This is a genomic window from Nostoc sp. T09, from assembly GCF_002154695.1.
In the GTDB taxonomy this organism is placed as follows: Bacteria; Cyanobacteriota; Cyanobacteriia; order Cyanobacteriales; family Nostocaceae; genus Aulosira.
Genome location: NZ_MTAV01000028.1, coordinates 36,403 through 56,198, shown reverse-complemented (window position 1 = coordinate 56,198; position 19,796 = coordinate 36,403). Strand labels below are relative to the sequence as shown.

The 19,796-nt window shown below is 41.6% G+C and carries 17 protein-coding genes; 10 read left to right on the top strand and 7 right to left on the bottom strand.

Features of this window, described 5'->3' with window-relative positions; all coding sequences use genetic code 11:
* The first annotated feature begins 40 nt into the window (after positions 1–40).
* The 3 genes from BV372_RS08310 to BV372_RS08300 all read left to right on the top strand — a co-directional run bounded on the left by BV372_RS08310 (position 41) and on the right by BV372_RS08300 (position 3,489).
* On the top strand, positions 41–1,726 hold the full coding sequence (locus BV372_RS08310; protein WP_086685752.1) for an AarF/ABC1/UbiB kinase family protein: 1,686 nt from the start codon (positions 41–43) through the stop codon (positions 1,724–1,726).
* An 18-nt stretch (positions 1,727–1,744) separates the two neighbouring features.
* Positions 1,745–2,476: a Stp1/IreP family PP2C-type Ser/Thr phosphatase gene (locus BV372_RS08305; protein WP_086685750.1), complete on the top strand. Its 732-nt coding sequence runs from the start codon at positions 1,745–1,747 to the stop codon at positions 2,474–2,476.
* A gap of 815 nt (positions 2,477–3,291) precedes the next feature.
* Entirely contained in the window at positions 3,292–3,489 is a 198-nt protein-coding gene (locus BV372_RS08300) for an NblA/ycf18 family protein (RefSeq protein ID WP_086685748.1), read from the top strand.
* Between the two features lie 438 nt (positions 3,490–3,927).
* On the opposite strand, the gene BV372_RS08295 is transcribed toward BV372_RS08300, so the two are convergent.
* Positions 3,928–5,481 (bottom strand): serine/threonine-protein kinase, encoded by a 1,554-nt coding sequence (locus BV372_RS08295; protein ID WP_086685746.1) that lies wholly within the window; start codon positions 5,479–5,481, stop codon positions 3,928–3,930.
* An 829-nt stretch (positions 5,482–6,310) separates the two neighbouring features.
* Between BV372_RS08295 and BV372_RS08290 the strand changes: the two genes are divergently transcribed.
* Positions 6,311–6,508, top strand: coding sequence for a hypothetical protein (locus tag BV372_RS08290; protein WP_086685744.1), 198 nt, complete (start codon positions 6,311–6,313; stop codon positions 6,506–6,508).
* Between the two features lie 341 nt (positions 6,509–6,849).
* Here BV372_RS08290 and BV372_RS08285 read toward each other — a convergent pair whose 3' ends face one another.
* The gene (locus BV372_RS08285) at positions 6,850–7,623 is read right to left on the bottom strand and encodes a glucosamine-6-phosphate deaminase (protein ID WP_086685803.1); all 774 of its coding nucleotides are present in this window, start codon (positions 7,621–7,623) and stop codon (positions 6,850–6,852) included.
* A gap of 223 nt (positions 7,624–7,846) precedes the next feature.
* Here BV372_RS08285 and BV372_RS08280 point away from each other — a divergent pair, with 223 nt between their 5' ends.
* Positions 7,847–8,533 (top strand): HAD family phosphatase, encoded by a 687-nt coding sequence (locus BV372_RS08280; protein WP_086685742.1) that lies wholly within the window; start codon positions 7,847–7,849, stop codon positions 8,531–8,533.
* Between the two features lie 188 nt (positions 8,534–8,721).
* Here the strand turns inward: BV372_RS08280 and BV372_RS08275 are convergent, their stop codons facing one another.
* Positions 8,722–9,780 carry a hypothetical protein gene (locus BV372_RS08275; RefSeq protein ID WP_086685740.1) on the bottom strand — a complete coding sequence of 353 codons (1,059 nt, stop codon included), beginning with the start codon at positions 9,778–9,780 and terminating at the stop codon, positions 8,722–8,724.
* A 504-nt stretch (positions 9,781–10,284) separates the two neighbouring features.
* Between BV372_RS08275 and BV372_RS08270 the strand changes: the two genes are divergently transcribed.
* The 4 genes from BV372_RS08270 to BV372_RS08250 all read left to right on the top strand — a co-directional run bounded on the left by BV372_RS08270 (position 10,285) and on the right by BV372_RS08250 (position 16,543).
* Positions 10,285–11,859 (top strand): CPBP family intramembrane glutamic endopeptidase, encoded by a 1,575-nt coding sequence (locus BV372_RS08270; protein WP_086685738.1) that lies wholly within the window; start codon positions 10,285–10,287, stop codon positions 11,857–11,859.
* 803 nt (positions 11,860–12,662) lie between these two features.
* Positions 12,663–12,938: a TM2 domain-containing protein gene (locus BV372_RS08265; protein ID WP_086685736.1), complete on the top strand. Its 276-nt coding sequence runs from the start codon at positions 12,663–12,665 to the stop codon at positions 12,936–12,938.
* Positions 12,939–13,331: 393 nt separating this feature from the next.
* The gene (locus BV372_RS08255) at positions 13,332–15,824 is read left to right on the top strand and encodes a cation-translocating P-type ATPase (protein WP_086685732.1); all 2,493 of its coding nucleotides are present in this window, start codon (positions 13,332–13,334) and stop codon (positions 15,822–15,824) included.
* A gap of 215 nt (positions 15,825–16,039) precedes the next feature.
* Positions 16,040–16,543: an FHA domain-containing protein gene (locus BV372_RS08250; RefSeq protein WP_086685730.1), complete on the top strand. Its 504-nt coding sequence runs from the start codon at positions 16,040–16,042 to the stop codon at positions 16,541–16,543.
* A 420-nt stretch (positions 16,544–16,963) separates the two neighbouring features.
* Here BV372_RS08250 and BV372_RS08245 read toward each other — a convergent pair whose 3' ends face one another.
* A complete protein-coding gene (locus BV372_RS08245; RefSeq protein WP_086685728.1) occupies positions 16,964–17,311 on the bottom strand; it encodes a hypothetical protein in 348 nt (115 codons plus the stop codon).
* Between the two features lie 171 nt (positions 17,312–17,482).
* Between BV372_RS08245 and BV372_RS08240 the strand changes: the two genes are divergently transcribed.
* On the top strand, positions 17,483–18,403 hold the full coding sequence (locus BV372_RS08240; RefSeq protein WP_086685725.1) for a TIGR01777 family oxidoreductase: 921 nt from the start codon (positions 17,483–17,485) through the stop codon (positions 18,401–18,403).
* 139 nt (positions 18,404–18,542) lie between these two features.
* On the opposite strand, the gene BV372_RS08235 is transcribed toward BV372_RS08240, so the two are convergent.
* The 3 genes from BV372_RS08235 to BV372_RS08225 all read right to left on the bottom strand — a co-directional run bounded on the left by BV372_RS08235 (position 18,543) and on the right by BV372_RS08225 (position 19,746).
* Positions 18,543–18,785: a hypothetical protein gene (locus BV372_RS08235; protein WP_086685723.1), complete on the bottom strand. Its 243-nt coding sequence runs from the start codon at positions 18,783–18,785 to the stop codon at positions 18,543–18,545.
* A 100-nt stretch (positions 18,786–18,885) separates the two neighbouring features.
* Positions 18,886–19,308, bottom strand: coding sequence for a M48 family metallopeptidase (locus BV372_RS08230; protein WP_086685721.1), 423 nt, complete (start codon positions 19,306–19,308; stop codon positions 18,886–18,888).
* Between the two features lie 81 nt (positions 19,309–19,389).
* Positions 19,390–19,746: an iron-sulfur cluster assembly accessory protein gene (locus BV372_RS08225; protein ID WP_086685719.1), complete on the bottom strand. Its 357-nt coding sequence runs from the start codon at positions 19,744–19,746 to the stop codon at positions 19,390–19,392.
* Positions 19,747–19,796: the final 50 nt, after the last annotated feature.

The window sequence follows — 19,796 nt, the reverse complement described above, 5'->3', positions numbered from 1 at the left end:
TCCAGGTGATTCGGTTAAAAACCAACGGTACGCAACAAATATGGAAAAAGGTTATTCGGATAAGGCATACCGTTGGAATCGGGAAAATTATTCTAGTAGACGGCGCTTTGTGGACATTTGGTCTTTTGTGTTGACCTTAATGTTCAAGCTTTGGCGATACAACAAATCCTGGAGTTATCCAGGCGGAATAACTGAGGCAAAGCAAGCTGCAAGGCGGAAAGCGCAAGCTGTCTGGATTCGTAATACTCTGCTCGACTTAGGACCAACCTTTATTAAAGTTGGGCAGTTATTTTCCACCCGTGCTGATATATTTCCGCTCGAATATGTAGAAGAACTAGCAAAGTTACAAGATAAAGTACCCGCCTTTAGCTATGACCAAGTAGAGACGATTATTCAGCGAGAACTAGGTAAGAAAATTCCCGATCTTTTCCAGAATTTTGATCCTATTCCCTTAGCGGCTGCTAGTTTAGGGCAAGTACACAAAGCTGTGCTGTATAGTGGCGAAGCCGTTGTTGTGAAAGTGCAGCGTCCTGGACTGAAGAAGCTATTTGAAATTGATTTACAGATTCTTAAAGGAATTACTCGGTATTTTCAAAACCATCCCAAATGGGGACGGGGGCGAGATTGGCTCGGAATTTATGAAGAGTGTTGTCGCATTCTTTGGGAAGAAATTGATTATTTGAACGAAGGCCGTAATGCTGACACTTTCCGGCGTAACTTTCGTGGCTACGATTGGGTAAAAGTACCTAGGATTTACTGGCGTTATACCTCACCCCAAGTACTAACTTTGGAGTATCTCCCAGGAATTAAAATTAGCCAATACGAAGCAATAGAGGCTGCGGGTTTAGATCGCAAGATAATTGCCCGTCAAGGTGCCCAAGCTTACCTCTTGCAGCTGCTCAATAATGGCTTTTTCCATGCCGATCCCCACCCAGGAAATATTGCCGTTAGTCCGAATGGGGATTTGATATTTTACGATTTCGGTATGATGGGGCGAATTAAATCCAATGTGCGTGAAGGACTGATGCAAACGCTGTTTGGTATTGCCCAAAAAGATGGCGATCGCGTAATTCAGTCTTTGATCGATTTAGGAGCGATCGCACCAGTAGATGATATGGGGCCAGTGCGGCGTTCAGTCCAGTATATGCTGGATCATTTCATGGACAAGCCCTTTGAAAACCAATCAGTTGCGGCAATCAGTGACGACCTCTACGAAATAGCGTATAATCAACCATTTAGATTTCCAGCAACCTTCACTTTTGTGATGCGAGCTTTTTCCACTCTTGAGGGAGTTGGCAAAGGCTTAGATCCAGAATTTAATTTTATGGAAGTTGCCAAACCGTATGCAATGCAACTTATGACCAATATGAATGGTTCTGAGAGCAATAGCTTCCTAAATGAATTAAGCCGCCAAGCAGTTCAGGTCAGTACTACTGCTTTTGGGCTACCACGTAGATTAGAAGATACACTAGAAAAGTTAGAGCGCGGCGATATGCGTATGCGGGTCCGTTCTCTAGAAACGGAACGCTTACTGAGGCGGCAAAGCAATATTCAAATCGGAATTAGTTACGCTCTGCTTATCAGTGGATTTACGCTTTCAGGCACCATTTTATTGGTGAATCATTATGTATTATTAGCAGTACTAGCTGGTGTAATTGCAGCAGCGATCGCAGGGCTACTGATTCGATTACTTTTACGTCTCGAACGTTCTGACCGTATGTATTAATTTTTGCAGTAAAAATTTATGAAACTTAATTTCACGGGTCTTAGCGATCCGGGACTTATTCGTTCTAATAACCAGGATGCCTACTATATTGACCCTGAAAAGCGATTCTGCATCGTTGCTGATGGTATGGGTGGTCACGCTGGCGGAGAAGAAGCCAGTCGAATTGCCACTGAGGAAATTCAGGCGTATTTAGTTGAGAATTGGCAATCTCCTCAGTCATCTCAGGAATTGCTAGTACAAGCTTTATGGCGGGCTAATGAAGCAATTTTGCAAGATCAGCAAAATTATCCTGAACGCGCTGACATGGGTACAACGGCTGTAGTAGTTGTATTTCGCGACCCAGAGTCGCCTTGGTGTGCTCATGTTGGCGATTCTAGACTTTATCGGCTTCGGAATTCCCAATTAGAACAGATCACAGAAGACCATACTTGGGTGGCAAGAGCCATTAAACTCGGTGATATTACTTTCGAGGAAGCGCGGATTCATCCGTTTCGTCACGTTTTATCACGCTGTTTGGGGCGAGAAGACTTACATCAAATCGATGTCCAACCTTTAGATGTTAAAGTTGGCGATCGCTTGCTGTTGTGCAGTGATGGTCTGACAGAAGAACTGGTAGAGCGCAAAATTGCTGACTATCTTCAAGACAACTCTGTGCTAGAAAAAGCAGCCTACGCTCTAGTTGAGGCTGCTAAAGCTCATGGTGGACATGATAATATTACGGTCGCGATCGTCGCAGTAGAGGAGAATTAATTCCCAAGTGATAGTCAACAGGAGGCTATGCGTTGCTTGGGTTCCCAAAGTACTCTTTCGCTCTTATGACTTGCAGACGCCCATAGAGAGGTTTCCCGCAGGGTAGCAACTGCGTCGTAGACTCTGCCGACTTCTAGACGTCCTTAGGGCGACAGCGCTGCACAGAACGCCCCTAGATAGACTAGGGCAGATGTCCGCATAAGATTAACTGGCGTGCAAATGTCGTCACCTCTGCTAACCTCTAATACCTGGCGTTTAAAGATCAAATGTCTAATAACCTAGACTTTTGAATATTTTTGGTAAATATACTCAGCAATTTGTTCAGCCTGAGCATTTTTCCCATTTCTAACTTGATACAAATATTTCTAGCCTTCCAAGTTACCTAAAGGAGGCTGAATTTCCATATTTTGTTAGATTGACATCTTGTCGTTAATGAGGTATAGAGGATATAATAATTTACCCAGATTTCCTTTTATTTCTTCTTAAGAAAACCTTAAAAGCAATACTAGGAAAAGCAATGCTTTGGCTTACCTATGGTTAGCTAACATGCAAATTTAACGAAATCCGTCTTAACAGGCAGACTTCGGTTGTATGTCAGTAGAGTTAGGTGTCACACAACCAAACAGAAAACTAACCCATAGGTATGTGGGCAAAATTAAGCCATAAGGATGTAGGCAATTTCGTCAAACTATTGTTATCTTTCTTAATACAGAGGAACAAAGGTGTAACGAATACCAGTCCCAGTATTATCCTTTTCTCACTTCTGTAACCTAAACCAACATAAACTTTACGCGTTGTTTTTTTTGGAGTTAACTATGAACGGACCAATCGAACTGTCCTTGGAACAACAATTCACTATCCGCTCATTTGCCACCCAAGTGCAACATATGAGCCACGATCAAGCTAAAGACTTTTTGGTCAAGCTTTATGAGCAAATGGTAGTACGTGAGGCAACTTATCAAGAGTTACTTAAGCACCAATGGGGCTTAGATTCAGGCTCCACTTTGGCATAGATTATGTTCTATAGTCGCAGTGGACGACCTCCTTCTCTTGCTCGGTTCCAACGAGGAAAAAAGCTGGGGATGCTGGGGCGTCAACTTCGATAGGCAATTCCACTAAAATTGACAGCAAATAAAAAATATCATTGAATCCTAGCCATCAAGCTAAATTCACCACATGTAAATCAACTATCTATACTTAGCCAAACAACTTACTGTTAGCTACTTTGATAGTCGCACTTCTGCATCTTCAATAAACTAACTGCACTCTGTACAGAGTAATATTTGTAGAAATTTAAATAAATGCACTTCCTACAAGTCTTACCGTAGCCAATTATATTTTTTATAAATACAACTTACAACTAGTTATAGATTTTTATTAACAAAACTTAACTATTTTTGCGTTTATGCTCTCATTCATACATAAGTTACGTAAAATACAAATATATTTACTTAGCCGGAAAGGTCAAATTGGGAATTACTATTTATTCCTTCCAACTTTGTCAAAATCAAGGGCTTAATTTTTTCATATTCGCGTTTTAGCAAACCCTTACTCATTTGGGGTTCTGCGGAAGAAACCAGAACTTGACTGCTTGTTGCCCACTCCTGTAATTTTTGGCATTGGGCAGGCGCAATACTGCAAACTAGCATATGAGAACATGTACCTGGTGTCTCTCTAGCAAAGAATAACAGGCGATAGTAACCTGTTTGTCCCAGTGCAGTGGCTATTTCTTGGCCGAAACTGGTTTTTAGATCGAGGTAGTAAGGCAACCATTTAGGGCCATGCTTGCGGTTATAGATCGCAGTAATCCACAGCAGCATGGGGTGGGGGATAGTAATAAACAGAAATTGATTGTAGCGTTTACAGACTAAGCGCTTTTGAATTTCCTCTTGCGGTAGCATTATCCACAGAGATGGTAAAGTTCCGGCATTAGTACGGATGATTTGAGGAAAAACAATATCCGCAATTGGTTTATTTTGAGGCCAAGAATAGGTGGGAGCGATTTCGCTCTCAAAATCAGATCTCTGTGAGTCAGCTTTTGTCTGTTGTGCAAGTTCAACTTTAACTGTCTTCCCATCAGCCAGCACATCAGTTTCTGAGATAGTAAGGCGTGTGTGATAATGCTGTTCTATAGATGCTAAAACGCTAAGGATTTCACTAATATTTTGGGGGCGATCGCTTGCTGCTTTAGCGAGACAACTCATCACTAAATCTTCCACTTGCTTTGGTAATTGCAAAGCAGGAGCAGCCTCAGCAAAAGAAGTTGGTTCTTGATAACGATGCGCTTTATACCATGCGCCAAAAGAGGCGGTTGTTGGCACCAATGGCATCGTGCCTGTGAGCATCTCAAACATCATAACGCCCAAACTGTAAATATCAGAGCGGTTGTCTAATTCTTTACCCTCCATCTGTTCTGGAGAAGAATAAGCTAAAGTGCCCAAATAATAGTTAGTAACATTGCCATCTGACTGTAGTAACTTAGCAATACCAAAATCTAGAACCTTCACCAATTCCCCAAAACTGGAATCTTGAATTACCAACATATTACTGGGCTTAATATCGCGATGGATAATTGGGTAGATAGTGCCATCAACCGAGATGCCATCATGAGCACATTGCAAACCCAGACAGATCTGACGCACCATACTCAAAAATCTTGGTAAAGTCAGATTTTGGAGACGAACAATATTGCTCAAACTCTGTCCTTGCAAATATTCCATGACATAGAAGGGGGTATTCTTGCCATCTACTCCATAGTCCATGACTCTGACAATGTGAATGCTTTTTTGCCCTAGTAAGGCACAGGTTTTCGCTTCTCGCTCAAAACGTTCTTGCAATCGCATTTTTTCATTTTGTATGGATAACGCAAGAAACTTAACGGCTACAGGTACTCCTCCCAACAAAACATCCTTAGCACGATAAACTCGGCCCATTGCTCCCGTACCGATTAATTCTTGAAGTTGGTAGCGTTTGCTCAGTAAACGACCAATGTTGGGATCTGACATAGAAAATTTGGCTCCAATGTCCAACAATCGTGGGTAATTCCTCTGTATAAGACAGGTTGTAAGCTTTTAAGGCTAACGGTTCGATTCCACTAAACCAAAGATTTATACCATTATTTATACTTAATTATTATTGTGCCCAAATTTGCCTAGACAAGTATCTAGACAAAATACTGAAGAAATGCTGAAAATTTATTACCTCGGCTTGGAGAAAATAAAAATCCTCTTTTCGACTGCACTAAAAAATTTTGAGCTAGGCTGCGATCGCTGAAACCCAGATATTACCGTTTAATAGTAATTTCCTCAATTACAGTTGCAAATTATTCTCCCCTACTCTCCATTTGTCGTGACCTTAGAACGAAATGTATAACTTGCAATTCCTAATGATCTCGCTATCATAAGAATGCCCAATTAATCAAAAAAAATATCACTGTGACAATTGTGACTGTAAAAAGCCGTAATTATTGTTAAAAGTATGATTTCTACATTGGTAATAATTGCCTGCATTTGGTTGATTATTAGTATTCCTGTAGCTCTTGTTTTTGGTCAATTATTTTACGACCTAAATTTAAGTTATGACGATGAAAAGACCATACACGACGAACAAAATAATATTGTTAATCAACCAGCAAAAGCAAATTTAAAATAAAATCTTACTTTCTACGTTCTGCCCTAAAACGAAAAATTTTACTTTTTTGAGAGTTAAGTGAATTTAAATAAGCACAAAAATCTTCCTTAAGGCTGATCTAAAACATGTTTCAAGTAAGAAGCCTTTACGCTCCAACGCATAGATAATGTAGAAACACATTAGTTAAAACTGGTAGTTGCAACTATGTTTAACATTGGGGACTATGTGCTAAATCAAAAAACTGGACATCTCGGCAAAGTAATTGGTTATGGGCACCAAATAATGAATAATGTCTATACCACAACGCTGAAAGTCCTAGTAGCTGAAGCTAGAAATTCACAGAAAAAAGAATTAGTAGTAGAAGATGTAATTTCAGTATGGACACAGGGTTCACCAGCTTAAATTTAGCCCCTGCGGCACTTGCCAGATCTATCCAAATATTATAGATATGGCTTTTTTAGATATAGAATACCTTGATTATTACAAAGAAAAGCCAAAGGTCAAGACGTCCATAACTGGCGATCGCCTACTCTGAGTGTATCTCTGAAAAGTTAAATTTTAATCTCTTCTGGCGATTAGAAATCGCTGCTATACAAATACAACCTGTCCTTACAGGTTATTGCATAAAGTCCGCCTGCGCGGACTTTACTTTTGTAACAGCTAATTTTATCGCCCTAGCTTTTTCAGACATCCTCATCAAGAGGAGTTATCCCAAAGTGCGCGACTTATCAGAAACTATATGTTTAAGACAGCAAGCTAGCAGAATTTGGATCGAGAAATAAAGTTGCTTGAGCTTGTTGGCGCAGAATAGAAGCAGGAACTTTTGGATTAATCGACCTCTGCAATATATCCTTAACTACATTCGCTTTACGTTTTTCTGGCGCAAGGCAGATAATCTTTTTAGCCGAACAAATCAAGGGTAAAGTCACAGTAAATGCGTATTGTGGCACACTGTCCAAATTTGGAAAATGACCTGTATTGACTTGTTGTTGTCGGTTAACAGAATCTAACTTGACTAGTTTGACTCTGTAAGGATCTTGAAAATCAGCCACAGACGGATCGTTGAAAGCCAAATGTCCATTTTCGCCTATACCAAGACAGCATAAATCAATTGGTTGTGCTTGCAGCAGTTTAGTGTAGCGATCGCATTCTGCTAAAGGTTGCAATGTATCACCTTCTATATAGTGAAATTTCTGAGGATTAACTCGCTGCTCTACACGCTCCCGCAGATAGCGCCGGAAACTAGCAGAATGATCGCTAGAAATCCCTAAATATTCATCTAAATGAAATAAGATAATCCGCGACCAATCTACACCACCCAAAGCAATCAAAGCATCGAGAAATTTAAGTTGGGAGTTTCCTGTCGCTAACAATACAGCGGCTGTTTCCTGTTGCTGAAGAAGGTTCTGTAAATACTGTTGTACAATTTTCGCAACATCTTGGGCCATTTCGGCTTCAGTGTTATAAATCTGCACAGTTAACTCATCGACACGAAAAGATTTTGTGGCGGCTAGCATTTGGTTACACAGGCGGCGATCAATATATGGCTCAATTAAATCAATTAAGGTAGTTAGCAGTTGAGTGCAATACAACTTTTAGAGTTGGGGAAAGGGGGAACGGAATTAGCAGATTAATTTCTGGTTGTTTGCCTTGATGAACATTGAAACAATGACTAAGGATAAAAAAGAATGTAAACTATGTAAGTAAAGTTAACAATTATTTACATAATACATAGAAGTCATGCTAGCTGCAATTCTCTTTGACCTAGACGGCACTATTGTCAATACTGACCCTATACACTACCAAGCTTGGCAGCAAAAGCTCAGCAATTATGGCATAGAAATTGACGAAACATTCTACAAATCCAGAATTAGTGGACGGTTAAACCCAGAAATTGTCAAAGACATATTGCCACAATTATCGCCAGCAGATCGAGAAAAATTTGCAGATGAAAAAGAAGCGCTTTTCCGAGAACTTGCACCAAATCTCAAGCCATTGAATGGATTTTCGGAACTAATAGCATGGACAGAAGCACATCAGTTACAACGCGCTTTAGTAACTAATGCTCCTAGACTAAATGCCGAATTTATGCTAGAGGTTTTGGGCATCAAGGAAGCTTTTCATACAATTGTTTTGGCAGATGATTGTATAGCAGGTAAACCAGATCCTGCACCCTACCAAGTTGCTCTTACTAAGTTAGGAATTCAGGCACAAGAGGCGATCGCCTTAGAAGATTCCCCCTCTGGAATTCGATCTGCTGTTGGTGCTGGTATCCGCACTATTGCGATAGCTTCTACTCATGATCCCAAAGTTTTAGTAGAAGTTGGCGCTTTTATGGCAATTCCCGATTTTACTAGTTTGCAACTGTGGACATTACTAAATTCAATGAGTGAACAAGATGTGAGTAGTTTCTCATCGTCCTTTTGAGTGCAGAACAGGCAAGAGTCAAGAGTGATTATCCTTGTCTCTTCTGCTTACCCTGGCTTGAAAGAGTGCTGAGTACAGAGTTAAGAGTAATTAATTAACTCCCTTGTCCCTTTCTCATACATGGCGATGAACTTTTTTCATCGAGACTGTCTTCTACCACAATCAATCTTACGGAAAAACCATACAGTTCACTGATTTCTTTTGTTATTTCTCCGGTAGGCTAATACCGACCTTCCTTTAGCTATTAAACCAATGCCAATCAAAGAAGCTAACACAGTTGTTGGTTCAGGAGCCTCTCTTGTTGGTTGTGGTATTTTTGATGCAATTTCTCCAGTTCTAGCGCCAATCAAATTCTGATGGTTATTTATATTGGGAGCTTTGCCACTACCAAAAGCTTGTGACAGTCCTAGAAACGGAATTAAACTACCTAATATACCTTCCCCCGCTCCCCCCGATCCTGCTGGAATCGTGGGTAATACACTTGCTTGATCTAACTTTCTGATTGCCCATTCCTCAACTCCACCTTCAGCATCAGTGAATTGAGAAAATAGATAAACATATTTGTTTGCTGCTTTTTTGCCTTCTGTAAAAAAACTGTTACTGATATAAACTAAGTAATCATGCTTACCATGCTCAGAGTTTATATCTTGAAGCAAAACTGAATTTTGCTCGAGATCGAAAGTTTTGGTAGCATGACCATCAAAAGTTGGGTAATTAGTCAGATTTGGAGCGTTGCCCAAAAAAATCTGTAACTTTTCCAATACAATCTTTGGTAACTCTGGATTTGCCTTTGTTTTATCTGGCTCGTTGATAGTTAAGATAAACTCACGGTAATCTGTACCACCTATGTTGACTATCGGTACATCACTTAACTTTAATGAGTGAGACAATAGCTGTTTTTCGCGATCGCGAGACTTAACCAGAGATGCATCTGTGTTGAAGCCTTCTTTTGTTGAAGTCTCAGGTAAGGATTCAAGCCGCAAAAATGTATCTATTTCTTCATCGTCTTTAATAGTGCCTTTACTAATTTTCTTGATACAAGCATCCTTACCTTTGATACAAGTAGACTCACTAGGATTAATCAGGCTGATTCGAGTAGCTGAAGCTTCATAAACCGCGATCGTGCTTAAAAACGTTAGGTCACAGACAGCTATTAAGCCAAATTTTCCTAAAATTATCCAAATTTTTGGCGAAAGTATTTTTTTTGTATTGCGTAAATAAAAGTAACTACGTAAATAGTTAAACATAAAAATTTTAGTTAATTCCTCTGTCCGTATGATTTATGTTTTTGTATAAAATGACATAGCAAGAATGACTAATGTATTCCGAAAATTACCAGTCTTGATAGTTAGGTTTGTATTTTTTATACAATCTTTATAATATTCACTTAAGTAATAAATTTGCATGAAGTATAATTTAATTCAAAAATAACGTGATATAGATGAAATATCCGTGCATAAAGCACCTACGGAATTCGCGCAATTGACATCGCCTCTATGCAAAACTTCTAAATATTGCGTAATTCAGTAAAGGAAGATGCGAGTGCGAGCCTATGAAGTCCTAAGCTGAATCTTTAGTAATATTTCGTACTCTTTACCCAAAGTTCACCACGTCTCCCACGCATCATCTGCTACCACCTTTTGGAAAATTGGTCCAAATTCCCGATCCTAAAATCTATCCACCTCCTGCTTTTTCTTGCGATAATTCCCAAGAGGCATAAGCTTCTACACTGGTTAGTCAAGGGAAGATAGATGACCATCAAACGGTTGGGTTTAATTGGGCTGACGCTGATCTCGTTGGTGTTGTCCGGCTTATCTCTATTTAGCAGTTGGCAGGAACCACAGTTCCAAAGTCGCCTGGAACTGTACCAAACAAATATTGCGCTGCAAGCGCAAGCTTGGCAACCAGAAGATAACAAAGACGAGAATTTCCAGGTAGTTAGGGATGCCATACTTGGCGATCAACCTCTGGACAACGCTGTCAAGCAATATCAAGAAGCGCGAAAATCGGTGCAAACCAATTTGGACAAAGCCAAAAATCAACTGGCAAAACTGCGCTCTCAACCAGTGACTACTCCCGCACCTCCTAAACCCTTACCAGAAACCCGTCCATCTGAAAATCCCTCTAGCCAACAGCAGCAACAGTTGGAGCAGTCTCTCAACCAACTGCAAAAATTATTAGGTGAATTAGACTTACGCCTAGGAATTTTACAAGCACAGCAAGGAAAGACAGAGCTAGCACTGAAGACTTGGACTGATTTGCAGCAACGCTCAGATATTAAACCCGAATTTCAAGAAACATCTGCTGTGTTAATTGGTTTGTGGAGTAATCCTCCTCGTCTGCTACCAAATGCTCAACAGCTGATTCAAAAAAATTTAGAAGGTTGGTTTCGCGCTAATGCGCTAGTGCAACTATACAAACTCCAGCAACGCCCAGAAGCACTATCAGCAGTTCAAGCCGCACAACAGCAAGCTGCTACCCAAGCTGTATTGAAATTAGCAGTGATTGGGATTGTCCCTACCTTGGCAGCTTTAATCGGGATCATACTGCTGATTGCTGTGTTTGCTCAACGCTTGGTGACAGGAAAAGCAGCCTTACTAGCTCAAAACGCTGATGTACCTTGGTCAACCCCTTGGGGTGGTGAAACGATTTTACAGGTTTTTATTCTCGGCTTTTTCTTGATGGGACAACTGTTTGTGCCCCTGTTATTCTCGTTGCTCCCCATCTCGCTTACTGGCGGTAATGTGCGTTTTCAGGCTTTCTCAGTCTTGCTGCGTTACCTTTTAGTAGCATCAGGTGCGTTATTGGTACTGTATTTATCGATCAAGCGCTTTTTTCCCCTACCAGAATTATGGTTTCGCTTCAATTTCCAAGGTAAGTGGTTTTTGTGGGGACTAGGCGGCTATTGCGCCGCTTTACCGATAGTCGTAGTGGTGTCTTTGATTAATCAACAACTATGGCAAGGGCAAGGTGGTAGTAATCCTTTGTTGCAACTAGCGCTGGAAAGTCAAGATTCTATCGCACTGGGTATATTTTTCTTAACAGCTGCGATCGCCGCGCCGTTTTTTGAAGAAATTCTGTTTCGTGGTTTTTTGTTGCCCTCGCTAACTCGTTACCTTCCTGTTTGGGCGGCGATTCTTACTAGTAGCCTGCTATTTGCCGCTGCTCACTTGAGCTTGTCGGAAATTTTACCACTGACAGCCTTGGGGATCGTTTTGGGAGTAGTGTACACGCGATCGCGTAATTTACTTGCTCCTATGCTCTTGCACAGTCTTTGGAACAGTGGTACTCTACTCAGTTTATTTATCCTAGGTAGCGGTAATTAAATAACCGTATAATTACGGTTGCCAAAAAATCAAAATATTTGCTTTTATCTCCATATATGGGAATAATATATGGCAAGCGTTTAATGTTTATAAATAGCAATAAGCATAAGTAAGTGCTAGGTTCAGGGGAAATATTGCTGATGGCAAAAGTCACTTTAGCAATACCGATAAATACATAGCAAACTCTCTATCAGATTTTCATTTTTTTTGGGTAATCTTCACCCTTTGCAAGATGCGCATTACTTTCTCAAGCTCTTTTTAGTTAGAATGCTTGTGAAATTAGGTAGCAGCCATTGATGGGATTTCTCAAAATGCTACTACTTTGCACTTTGGTGGCAGCGAAATTTGTTTCTATTCTGTGGAACAATGACTACGCTAGTACTGTCCACAAAAGATGTCCTCATCATTGCAGCCAGATCCAAAAAAATCCGGACATAAAAGTGATTGACCCGTAGAAAGGTTTATTCCAGCATAGGAGTATTTGCTGATTATTCAGAGTGAATTCTTCTCAAGGGAAATCTCTCACTTGAAAATCCGTAAAGCTAATGTGCTGAGATTTGTCGCTCAAAGAACCGAAAATTTAACCAACGCTCTATAGCTCCAGGCAATAGCAAATAATCTTCTCTATGCAATTATGATGGCATTCCCTAGGGCAATGTAACACCTTAGCTGTGGCTATTTATCTGGAATATTGCTTTTTCATTAGAGAAAGTAAAAATATATTTACCACATAAATATATTCAGGTATTTTCTGGAACAATCATTTAAAATTACTCCCTATTTATTCAGGAGCAACACTCAATATGGCAAATCTAAACTCGAGTCAAACAACCAAACAACTTATGGCTGGTTACTGTGGGATTATTTTCGGAGGTTTTGGCGTCCATAAATTTGTTTTAGGATACGCCCCAGAAGGTTTTATTATGCTAGTTATTTCTGTAGTTGGTGGCGCTTTCACCTACGGTTTTACTTTGTTAATTATGCAACTTGTAGGTCTAATTGAAGGCATGATTTATTTAAACAAGCCCCATGAAGAATTTGTAGATACTTACTTTGTCAATAAGCAAGGCTGGTTTTAAAAGTTTCTCTGTCTCACGTTAACTTCTATTTGAGCCTATCTATCCTACTTGTATCCTGGCAATTTATATCTACTGATATGCTAATCCTCAAACGTCAAAAGCTTACCTTGGTTTTGTGCTGGCTGATCGGCGTGGGGTATTTCAGTGCTATGTCTAATTTAGAAATCAATTATTTTTTGAAAAGCCTGATTGCCATTCTCCCTATGCAGGTTGGAGCATTGATTTACACGTCTCATCAACGCTGGACTCGTCGTCAAGACTGAATTGATTTAGGGAAATTAAGAATTTAATATGTTTGACATGCAGTCTTAGTTCCAGATTTCGCTACCCTCAAATTAGGGCGCTTTTAGTCGAGCGTCAGATTTTTGAAGCGAATCTAACTAAACTCTTGCCATGCAACTTGTTCCCAAAACTCAGATCACCCCAGAACCGATCCCAATTACAGAGAAAATAATTCTGGATGTTGGGGGCATGAAGTGTGCTGGATGTGTAAAAGCAGTAGAAAGACAGCTAACCCAACAGCCAGGAGTTAAGAATGCCTGTGTGAACTTGGCTACAGAGATAGCAGTCGTAGAGTTAGAAGCTGGGGCGGTCGATGCAGAGTTACTGGCAAAGCATTTGACCGCCAACGGCTTTCCCACTCAACCCCGAACAGCCGCAGGTGAGACAGCTGCTGGAGAAGACCCCCAAGTGCGACAGCAACGAGAAATGCGCTCTTCATTAAGGCAGTTGGTGGTTGCTGGGGTGCTGCTAGTCTTATCTGGAATTGGACATTTTGGTACTATTAGCGGCTTAACATTGCCGTTATTAAATAACATTTGGTTCCACTGTGGACTGGCAACATTGGCCATACTAGTCCCAGGTCGCCCGATTTTAGTGGATGGTTGGCTGGGCTGGCGACGAAATGCCCCCAATATGAATACCCTAGTAGGATTGGGAACTCTGACAGCCTATACGGCTAGTTTGGTGGCGCTACTGTTCCCCCAAATGGGTTGGGAGTGCTTCTTTGATGAACCAGTGATGATGTTGGGTTTTATTCTTTTAGGACGCACATTAGAGCAACAAGCTAGAGGACGTGCCGCCGCAGCATTTAGGCAACTGCTAGCACTACAGCCACAGGTAGCACGATTGATTGCTAACCCAGAGATAGTTGGGCAAGTAACTGATGGAGATGGTTCGCACTATAGCCAAGATGCCATTGTCGGGTCGGCTATCGTGGAAATTCCAGCAGAACAGGTGCGAGTTGGTGAATGGTTAAAGATACTACCAGGTGATAAAGTTCCTGTTGATGGTGAAGTTCGTTTTGGGCAAACCACGGTGGATGAGTCGATGCTGACTGGGGAATCCGTACCTGTAATCAAGCAACCAGGGGATCTTGTAACAGCAGGTACTCTCAACCAGTCGGGAGCGATCGCTATTCAGGCAACCCGTACAGGCAGCGATACAACTTTAGCTCATATTGTCGCTCTGGTAGAAGATGCCCAAACCCGGAAAGCACCTGTTCAGAAATTAGCAGATACAGTTGCTGGTTACTTTACCTACGGGGTATTGGCAGCAGCTTTATTAACATTTATATTTTGGTACTTCTTCGGTACCCATATTTGGCCAGATATCACCATATCAGGCGGCATGGATATGATGAGTCACACAGATCACAGTGTTCAGCACTCATCACTCAGCCTGCATCATTCGCCATTGCTCATCAGCTTAAAGCTAGCGATCGCAGTTATGGTAGTTGCTTGTCCTTGTGCTTTGGGGCTAGCTACACCAACAGCTATTCTCGTAGGAACCGGCTTAGGTGCGGAACGGGGTCTATTAATTAAAGGTGGCGACGTTTTAGAACGGGTACACCAGCTAGATACTATTGTCTTTGATAAAACAGGCACGCTGACGACAGGTAATCCGACTGTGACTGATTGTTTGCCGATTGGGGAATTGGGCAGAGAGGAAAACTCTTCTCAATCACTCCTGCAATTGGCAGCCGCAGTAGAAAGCGGCACATGCCATCCTCTCGCCAAAGCGATTCAACAAGAAGCACAGCGGCAACAGCTAGCTATCCCAGAAGCTGTAGAGTTTCATACAGAACCAGGACTCGGTGTGTCTGCTAGCGTACAGGGCAAAAGTATACTGCTGGGTAATTGGGAATGGTTAAGTTGGCACGGAATCGCAATTAGCGACACTGCACAAAAGTTGAGTCAGAAGTTAGCGACAGAGGGAAAAACAGTTGTTTGTGTAGCAGTGGGCGGAAATTTAGCTGGAATCATTGCCGTTAGTGATACTCTTAGACCTGATGCTCAAGCCACAGTAGATCGGTTACGTCAGATGGGTTTACGGGTAATGTTGCTAAGTGGCGATCGCTTAGAAGCTGCTAGTGCGATTGGTAAACAGCTGGGTTTAGATAGCGCTGATGTGATCGCTGGTGTTCCCCCCAGCAAAAAAGCCACCGCTATCCAATCTCTTCAGGCAGGAGAGATGAGGAGAATACCTAATCCAAAATCTAAAATCCAAAATCCAAAATCCGTTGTCGCAATGGTTGGAGATGGGATCAATGATGCTCCGGCTTTATCTCAAGCAGATGTAGGAATTGCTTTATACTCCGGCACTGATGTAGCAATGGAAACTGCTGCTATTATACTAATGCGCGATCGCCTCAGCGATGTTGTCGAATCAATTCACCTCAGCCGTGCCACCTTCAACAAAATCCGTCAGAATTTGTTTTGGGCTTTTGCATATAATACAATTGGTATTCCCTTAGCAGCAGGTGTTTTGTTACCCAGTTTGGGTTTTATACTTAGCCCATCTGGTGCCGCCGCATTAATGGCCTTTAGCTCAGTTAGTGTTGTTAGTAACTCAGTTTTATTACGGCGTTTAGCTCATCGACCCTAAACTTCTCTCTTGAAGGTTAAGTTCTCAACTCAATCTCGCTCCTATTCTTGTTGGGCAAACTAAAATCGTATTCAGGAGTTAAGCATCTACCAAAGCATGTTGAGAATCTGACAAAAGTTAAACTAGCAGGAGTAGAAGAGTCATATTCTACTCTTTTGGAGCAATATGCAATTTAATGCTTATTAGAGCAGTACCACAGACTGTAGTGCGTAAGAATGGCAGGAAACTATATTAAACAAAGCTTGAGCAATCACAGTTCAACCAATGTTAGCAGCGATGCATCAATGGCAGCAGAAACCAATGAAAGCCATCTTCTGATTATTGAAGACGATCAAGGTCGTAAGGAATTTACTCTGGAAAACCCCGTCTACTCTATCGGTAGAGATCGCGAGTGCAATATCCGTTTGGTGTCGCAGTTTGTCTCCCGCCGCCATGCCACATTGGTGAGATTACCACGAGAGCAGAATAGTCAGAGCTATTATTATCGAATCGTCGATGGTGATGCTAAAGGCAAGCTCAGTTCTAACGGTTTGATGATTAATGGACGCAAGATGCCGTCCCACGATCTGAGAAATGAAGACGAAATTATTTTTGGTCCTCAGGTACGTGCTATTTATTACTTGCTACGTAATACCCAGCGTTCGGGTAATACAGATGCTAGCGAGTATGATATTACATTGATTAATCCTGGTATGACAGACGATATAGAGGAACTCTAGAACCAACAACATTATTGAATCAGAGACGCTTGCTCAAGAATAGTCAAGCTGTCCACATCAAGCGGCAGTGCTTACCATAAATGTTGAAGCTTTATGCTAGCGGCTGTTCATGAGACATCATGTCCGCAAAATTTAGGTAAAGACCTGATGTTGTCATGATTTCTTGACAAGAGTATAGTTTGGGATTACTGGCAAAGCAGCGTGGTCAAGACTTATGAGCAAAAATCACGCCACTTGCTACCTTTTGAGCGTTTACAAGTCTAAATACCGAACGGAGTGGCTTGAGAACCAGCGCAACCCATAACCTCTGTAACACAGTAGGTTCAAAATCTCAAATCCAAAATTTGTGTAGTTTTAGCTTATTGCGTAGCTTTGCCATTCAGCTAGCCGCAGCGGATGCCTAAACAAAAGCAGCAAAAGTTATCCTGCTAGACTTTCAATCAGATGCCAATGGCGACTGTGTTCAATCGCCTGCTTCACAAATTCAAATACTTGTCGACAGTGATTATCAAGTTGGAGTGGTAGTTCCTCATTTTTAACCACAATACTCAACCGGGTTTCTGTTTCCGTCGCTGTTGATTTATCAATCAGTACTTCCACCTTAACTAACTTGGAAAAAGAAACAGTCCCGGGAACCTCACGAGCCATAATGTAATCGGCCGTGTAGTATTGAACATCCAAATCACAGTCTTGTAAGAGATCTACAAGCAACGGCTGGAGATGCTCAACAGGAACAGAAACAATAAAAGAACAGGTATAGCGAGCCATAATAGCCCCACGCCTTGCAACACTCCGTCCATCCTATAATACCGAAGTATGTAAACTGCAAGTCTTTATAAATTCATTAAACAAATCTCCTACACTCAAAAAGGAAGGGGGTGCAAGTAGAAAATCTGATAAAAAACTTTAAAATAAGACTTTGGCGGACGTGTGTGCATCATGAAAGTAGCAATTGCTGGAGCAACAGGTTTTGTAGGTAGTCGTTTGGTAGAACGACTCCACCAGGATGGTTATAGCGTGTTGGTGTTAACACGTAACACCGCTTTTGCCCAAAAAGTTTTTTCTTCTCAGGCTTTTCCCAATGTAGAAATTGTTGCTTATGAACCTATTGCATCAGGCTCTTGGCAAGATACTATTACAGGTTGTGATGCTGTCGTTAACCTAGCAGGCGAACCCATAGCAGAGGAACGCTGGACCTCAGAACACAAACAGAAAATTCTCAATAGCCGCAAGCTAGGTACACAAAAAATTGTGGAAGCAATCGTCAAGACTAACCCTAAACCAACAGTATTAGTCAACGCTTCAGCTATCGGCTTCTACGGCACTAGTGAAACTGCTACCTTTGACGAAACCAGCTCCTCTGGAAATGATTTTCTTGCTGAAGTCTGCCAAGCTTGGGAAGCAGAAGCGAACAAAGTTAAAGATGCAGGCGTGCGATTAGTAATTCTGCGTTTGGGTATTGTTTTGGGGATGGGTGGAGCCTTAGGTAAAATGATTACTCCCTTCAAACTTTTTGCTGGTGGGCCAATTGGCAGCGGTCGGCAGTGGTTTTCTTGGATTCACATAGACGACTTAGTTAACCTCATTCTGCAAGCTTTAACCAAACCAGAGATGGAAGGCGTATTTAACGCCACTGCTCCCAACCCTGTACGAATGGTAGATTTGAGCCAAACTATGGGGCAAGTAATGAATCGCCCTTCCTGGTTGCCAGTCCCAGCTTTTGCACTAGAAGCACTCTTAGGAGATGGGGCAAAAGTAGTTTTAGAAGGTCAACAAGTTCTTCCCAAGCGCACTTTGGAAGCTGGTTTTGGGTATCAGTATCCCAATTTGAACTCGGCACTTACAGAAATTTTAAATTAGGTCAAGAGGAGCCAGTCACGTGCTTTGGTTCCCAAAGTTGAGTGAACTGGCATTCAAAGGTCAAGGGTGAATGATTATTAGAAGTTAGAATCTTGCCCTTGACTAGACCTCAACTTATTTTGAATTCCCTAGAGGTTGACTAATCGGCCTGAAATTTTCGGGAAATCCAATTGATCAGACCACTGAGAATTGCGCCCCCCATAAGAATCCCAATGGCTGGGTTAAACACAGGTTGCCACAGTTGATGCCACAAATCTAGTCCTAAATTTACACCAGAGGCATCACCAATCACCGCGATCGCAAACCATCCAAAACCAAACAAAACCAGGAATACATCTGCAACTAAAACAAAGTTTAGCCAGCTTAAAAGTTTATCTTTCATCACTGTCTTGTTGTCAAATTGTCTAAAAATGGCACATTGCTTATGGGTAATAGTTAGTTGTCCTTTGTTTCTAGCTAGTGACAACTAACAGAATTACCATTTACGCGTCAAACAGCCAGCCTTTGACTTTTGCCAAACTCTGCCAATCTGGTTTTCTAGTTAAACCGTCTTCAATGCTGTTTTTGATTTCGTCCTCCCATTCTTGATTTACAAAAATTAACTGTTGGGCGAAATCAACGTGTTCCCGCAAACCTTTTTGTCCGGTTTCTAGCATGGCAACAGCAAGATTAATTCTGGCTTGTGGGTCTTGGGGATTGAGCTTGACTGCCTTCTGTGCGGCTTTATAAGCTAAGTTACCTTTGTTATCGAGCAGATACAACCAAGCCAAACAAGTCCAAGCAGAACTGCTTCTAGGAGCGCGATCGCAAACTTCTTTAAACACAGGGATTAAAGAAGCTGCACTTTCCCCTGCTTTATAGCGTTCCAAACCTGTATCAAACAGGGATTCAACCGTATTAGTCATTGGTCAATTGTCAATTGTCAAGGGTCAAGGGTCAAGGGTCAAAAGCTCTTGGACTTTGGACTCTGGACTTTTGACTTTTGACTATACACCAAATGACTTACCGCAACCACAGGTTTGATTGGCGTTGGGGTTAGTGAATTGAAAGCCGCCACCAATCATGGCATCACTATAATCGAGCATTAAGCCATAGAGGTATAATAAGCTTTTGCGATCGCAAACAATTTTGAAGCCATCATAGTCAAAAACTTCATCCTGGGGAGTGATCTTGCTGGAGTCTTCAAAATCCATCATGTAAGACATCCCAGAGCAGCCACCTTGTCTCACGCCTACCCGCAAGCACAAATCTTGACCTTGCCTGTCACGGAGAGACTTTACTTGGTGTAATGCGGTTTCGCTCAACTGAATTCCGCGTTGTTGCGGTTGAATTGCTTGTGTCATCTGCTGTTTCAACTCCTTAAGTAGTCTAACCAGTACCCTAGGCTTGTAGT